The sequence below is a fragment of the Pseudomonas sp. GM84 genome (genome assembly GCF_000282535.1).
Taxonomy (GTDB): Bacteria; Pseudomonadota; Gammaproteobacteria; order Pseudomonadales; family Pseudomonadaceae; genus Aquipseudomonas.
The window spans coordinates 1-5,458 of record NZ_AKJC01000240.1 but is presented as its reverse complement, the minus strand read 5'-3'; the positions used below and the strand labels follow the sequence as shown (position 1 = coordinate 5,458).

The window sequence follows — 5,458 nt, the reverse complement described above, 5'->3', positions numbered from 1 at the left end:
GCGAAACAGGCAGCGCGGAGCATGGCACCGGCTTCGCCGGTGTTCGCGGGACAAGCCCGCTCCCACAGGAATCGCGCCAGCTTTTAGAAATTGAGCAAGACAGTTGCTCCCACAGAAGAGGCACCACCGTACCTGTGGGAGCCGGCTTGCCGGCGATTGGGGCGCGAAGCGCCCCCAGCTTCACCACTGGCGCTTGTCTGGCCGGGTCAACCCCAGCTTCTCGATCCGGTAACGCAACATGTCCCGCGACAACCCGAGCATCCGCGCCGACTTGGTCACGTTCCAATCGGTGCGATCCAGCGTCTTGCACACCAGGTCGCGCTCCATGTCAGGCAGGCTGGTGCCCGCCTCCGGCTCATGCCGCGGCACCTCATAAAGCATCGGTGCCGGCGCGCTCATAGGCTCGTCGACCAAGGTCATGCACAGGTTGAGCTGGTGCGCCTGGACCACTTCATTGGGTGCCAGCAGCACAGTCTGCTCCAGCATGTTGCGCAACTCGCGGACATTGCCCGGCCAGCTGTAGCCCAGCATCAGGTTCTCGGCCTCGGCGCTAAAGCGCAGGTTCGGCTTGCCATAACGGCGACCGTGATGGGCCAGGAAGTGCCGCGCCAACAGCAGCACGTCCTGCCCGCGGGCGTGCAGGCGCGGCACCTTCAGCGCAATGATGCGCAGGCGGAAGAACAAGTCGCGGCGGAACTTGCCTTGCTGCACCATCTGCTCGAGGTTGCAGTTGGTGGCGCTGATCACACGCAAGTCGACCTTGCGCTCCTTGACCGCACCAATGCGCCGGATGCTGCGGTCTTCCAGCAGCTTGAGCAACTTGGCCTGCAGCACCAGGTCCATCTCGCCGATCTCGTCGAGGAACAACGTGCCACCGTCGGCTGCCTCGACCAGCCCCATGCGCCGCTCCTTGGCGTCGGTGAACGCACCCTTCTCGTGGCCGAACAACTCAGCCTCAAGCAGGTTGGCGGGGATCGAGGCGCAGTTGAACTCGATGAACGGCCCCTTGCTGCGCGAACCATCGAAGTGCAAGGCACGGGCGACCAGTTCCTTGCCGGTACCGGTTTCGCCTTCGACCAGCACCGGAGGGAGCTCTTCACTGGCCATGCGACGCTCCGCATCGAGCACCTGGCGCAGGGTGTGCTTGAGCGTCTGCATGACCGGCGACTCGCCGATCAACGCTTGCAGTCCGGACTTCTGCGCCTCCCTGTCCTGATAGAACGACAGGGTGCGCTCCATCCGGTCGGCGGCCAGCGCCTTGTCCAGGGTCAACTTGAGCTCGGCCAGCACCACCGGTTTGGTCAGGTAGTGGAAAGCGCCCTCCTTCATGGCCTGCACGGCATCCTCGACGTTGCCGTAACCGGTCATCATGATCACCTTGAGGTCCGGCGCCTGGGCGACCAGTTTGCGCAACAGGTCGTGCCCGCTCATACCGGGCAGCGAGTTGTCGGTCAGTACCGCATCGGGCTGGGCTCGCTTGATCTGCTCGAGCGCAAGCTCTGCGGTGTTGCACAACGTCACCTCGTAGCCCTTGAGGCTCAGATAGGTGCGAATGTTATCGCCGAGGATGTCATCATCCTCGACTACCAGGATGCTCTGCTCCATGGTCCCCTCCCGCTGCGATATTGAAAGTGAGGCTGACGCGGGTTCCTTCCTCTTCGCGGCTGCTCAAACTGACTGAGCCGCCAAACCGTTCCATGATGCGCTTGGCCAGGGCCAGGCCAACGCCGAGCCCGCCTTGCTTGGTGGTGAAGAACGGCTTGAACACCATCCGTTCCTGTTGCTCGGTCATGCCCTTGCCGGTGTCGCTGAGCAGCAGCTGCACGCGCTGGCCATCCTGCTCACTGACCTGGGCGCGCAATTCCCCGCCCTTGGGCATGGCTTCCAGGGCATTGGAAAACAGGCTGTTGAGGATCTGTGTCAACTGCAGGGGCTGGCTTGCCACCCACTGACTCTGCGGCCCTTCGAAGCTGAAGCGCACGCCGTTGCGCTCGATCTGCTGGGCAAAGGCCAGGTGGGTGTCTTCGATGGCCGCCACCAGGTCCACCGCCTCGGCCTGGTCGCTGGTCGGGCGCAGCGACACCAGCAGTTCGCGGACCCAGCGCGACATGCGGTCGACCTGGCTGATGATGTCAGTGATGTTCTTGCGCGCCTGCGGGTTGGCGATCTCCTGGGCCAGCTCGGCACTGGAGCGGATATTGGCCAAGGGGTTGCGCAGGCTGTGGGCCACCGCCGAAGACATCTCGCCCAGGGCCACGTAGGTTTCGCTGGCCACCAGCCGCTCCTGCTGATGCTGCAGCATCTGCGCGGCGCGACGCACGATCCAGAACAGGCCGAAGTAGATCAACGCCCCGCCCACCAGGGTCGAAGCCCAGATCACCACATAACCCCGCTGGATACGCCGGATCAGGTCCTGGGGCTCCTTGTAGATCTCGACCATGGCCAGCACCTGCTCGCCCTGGCTGTCGAACAAGGGAATGTAGTTCTCGATGAACAGGTACTGCGGATCACGCAGGAACTTCTGCTCCTCGCGATCATCCTCGGCCTGGTGGTAACTGGCCGAGACTGCCTTGCGCGAGCGGAAGGCATGGTCCAGATCGCTGTCGGCGTCAATGCGCTTGCCGATCAGCACAGGATTGGTCGACCACACGATCGTACGGTCGCGGGCATAGACATTGGCCAGCAAGGTGTCGGGCAGGTGCTCCACATGGTCGAGGAATTCGACGCGGGTCGACTCCGCCAGTGCGGGGCTGAACTGAAGGTGCTGCTGGTCCAGGCGCGAGTCGAGCAGCTCACCCATGGTGGTACCCGGTGGCAGCTGCGAGTGGCGCACTTCGGCCTGGGCCATGGCCTGGATGAATTGCGACGTGAGCATGGCATCGCGCTCGACACTGTCACGGACCACGAAGCGCGTGGACACATAGCCCAGGCCACCGGCCACCGAGGCAATGATGAGCAGGCTGATCAGGGAAAACCAACGCAGCAAGTTGAACTGCTTGAGCGGTGTGGCGATGCCGCCACCGGGTGGTACCCCAGCCTTGTCGGGAACATCGTTTTCCAGCGTCTGCTGCATTGCTTTGTTCCCGCGCGGGATTCCGTTCAGAACGCCATCGACGACCTGCTACGCCAAGTAGCAATTTGATGGCGCTCACCAAGGCAACCGCAGCTGCCAGTTGATGCGCGTAATTCGTTGCAAGAAGCCAGCCAGTGAAACGGCACAACTTTATATATCTATATTTCAATACCTTACAAAACGGTTATCAATCGAGTCCGGACGTCAGTCCCCACTATTGGGGATTTTTTACCCACTTTAAATGTAATCGTTATAAATCAATTAACTATGTAGCTTTTATAAATACTCAATTAAGTTTCTGCCAATCGAAAATTGAGTGAAACGCGGGTGCCATGGCCTTCGCTGCTGCTCAGCCTGACCGAGCCGCCGTAACGCTCCATGATGCGCTTGACCAGCACCAACCCCACCCCTAACCCACCTTGCTTGGTGGTAAAGAACGGCCTGAATGCCATGCGTTGCTGCTGTTCGTTCATGCCCTTGCCGCTGTCGGAAAGGCGTAGGGTCAGGCTGCGTCGATCCTGCTTGACTACCTCTACCCGCAAGCGACCACCTTGCTCCATGGCTTCGAGAGCATTGGCGATCAAACTGTTGAAAACCTGCCTGAGCAGTGCCGGCTGGCTCAACACCTCCACTGCCGGCAGCGGTTGAAGGTCCAGGGTTACCCCACTGCGTGACAGCGGCACGGCAAACGCCTGCAGGCTTTCCTGCAAGGCTTGCGGCAGGTCAACCGACACGGGGTCGTCATTGAGCGGTCGCAACGACTGCAACAACTGGCGAATCCAGTGTGACATGCGGTCGACCTGGCTGATGATGTCGTTGACGTTGCGCTGTACCGGGCCCTCGTCGAACGCCTGGGCCAGTTCGGCACTTGAACGAATGCTCGCCAGGGGGTTGCGCAGGCTGTGGGCCACCGCCGAGGACACTTCGCCCAGGGCCACATAGGTTTCGTTATTGATCAGTCGTTTCTGCTGCACCTCCATGACCCGCGCGGCGCGGCGCATGATGCCGTACAGCCCGACGTACACCAGCCCGGCCCCGACGGTGATGGCCAACCAGATGAGCATCAGCCCATGTTCGATGCGCACGATCAGGTCATGGGGCTCCTTGTAGATTTCCACCATCGCCGTGACGCGTTCGCCGTCGGCGTCGAACAAGGGAATGTAGTTTTCGATGAACAACTGCTCGGGCGGTGTCACGAACTTCTGCTCGGCACGGGCTTGCTCGAAATTGTGGTAGCTGGCCGAGACGCGCATCTTGTATTCGAAGGCCCGGTCCAGGTCGTCGTCACCTTGGATGAGCTTGCCTATCAGGGCCGGGTTGGTGGACCAGATCACCGTGCCGTCCGGGGCATAGATATTGGCCAGCAACATGTCAGGCAAATGAGCGATGTGGTCGAGAAATTCACCCCGCGCCTTGCGCCGCGCTTCGGGGTCGACGTCTGGCAAGGCCGCCCGGTCGGTCCGTGGATCGAGCAGCTCGCCCATGGTGCGCACGTTGGCAATCGCCACGTGGCGCACCTCGGCGTCGGCGATCGAGGTGATGAACTGGGCCGTCAACAAGGCATCGCGCTCGACGCTTTCGTTAATGATGAACCGACTGGAAATAAGCCCCAGCCCCGCCGCCACCGAGAGGATGATGGCCAGGCTGACCCAGGCATACCAACGCAGCAGGTTGAAGGGCTTGCGCGCGGTTGCCGCCTCGCCGTGGTCGTGCACTTCGGGTGTATCGGAACCGCGGACGATGTCCATGTCGAGCTCCACTGCAGGGCACCTGTTGAAAGGTTATAGCCCAGAGTTGGGTAACCGGCGCACCGATTGGTGTTCAGTCAAAGCGGGGCGTCGGCTGCCAGCCCCTGCAGCTTGCGGTACTCACGCAGCACATTGGGCACGTAGCGCCGGGTTTCGGCGAACGGCGGCACCGCACCGCGGCGCAGCACTGCATCGGGTCCGGCGTTGTAGGCGGCCACGGCCAACGTGATGTCATTGTCGAACAACTTCAGCATGCGCTTGAGGTAGCGGGCGCCGCCCTGCACGTTGTCCTCGGGGTCGAGCGCGTTTTCCACCCCCATTTCCCGCGCGGTATCCGGCATCAGTTGCATCAAGCCGACCGCTCCAGCCGCCGATCGGGCCTTGGGGTTGTAGCCGGACTCCGCCTTGATCAACGCATGCAGCAAGGCCTGCGGTACGTTGTGCGCCTGTGCGGCGGCCGCCACCAGTTCGGCATAGGGCCGCCCAGTGATCAACTGGGCATTGGCCGGGCCGGCCTGGGCGATCGGTTCGCTGATCACCCGGTCATAGTGGCGCCCGGGTCGATGGACGTTACTCAGCACATAGCCGCCCTTGGCATCGATGGAGATGTACACATCGGCCTGGGCGGCACCTGCCG

The 5,458-nt window shown here is 62.1% G+C and carries 4 protein-coding genes; all 4 read right to left on the bottom strand.

Going from position 1 to position 5,458, the window contains the following annotated elements; translation table 11 throughout:
• Positions 1-180 precede the first annotated feature (180 nt).
• Positions 181-1,605: a sigma-54-dependent transcriptional regulator gene (locus PMI38_RS19200; RefSeq protein ID WP_008097369.1), complete on the bottom strand. Its 1,425-nt coding sequence runs from the start codon at positions 1,603-1,605 to the stop codon at positions 181-183.
• On the bottom strand, positions 1,574-3,073 hold the full coding sequence (locus PMI38_RS19195; protein WP_008097367.1) for a sensor histidine kinase: 1,500 nt from the start codon (positions 3,071-3,073) through the stop codon (positions 1,574-1,576). Before PMI38_RS19195 ends, PMI38_RS19200 begins: the two co-directional genes overlap by 32 nt.
• Positions 3,074-3,363: 290 nt before the next feature.
• On the bottom strand, positions 3,364-4,821 hold the full coding sequence (locus PMI38_RS19190; RefSeq protein ID WP_008097366.1) for a sensor histidine kinase: 1,458 nt from the start codon (positions 4,819-4,821) through the stop codon (positions 3,364-3,366).
• Between the two features lie 77 nt (positions 4,822-4,898).
• Positions 4,899-5,458 (bottom strand): lytic transglycosylase domain-containing protein (locus tag PMI38_RS19185; RefSeq protein WP_008097364.1); only part of this gene is annotated, 560 nt, incomplete at its 5' end.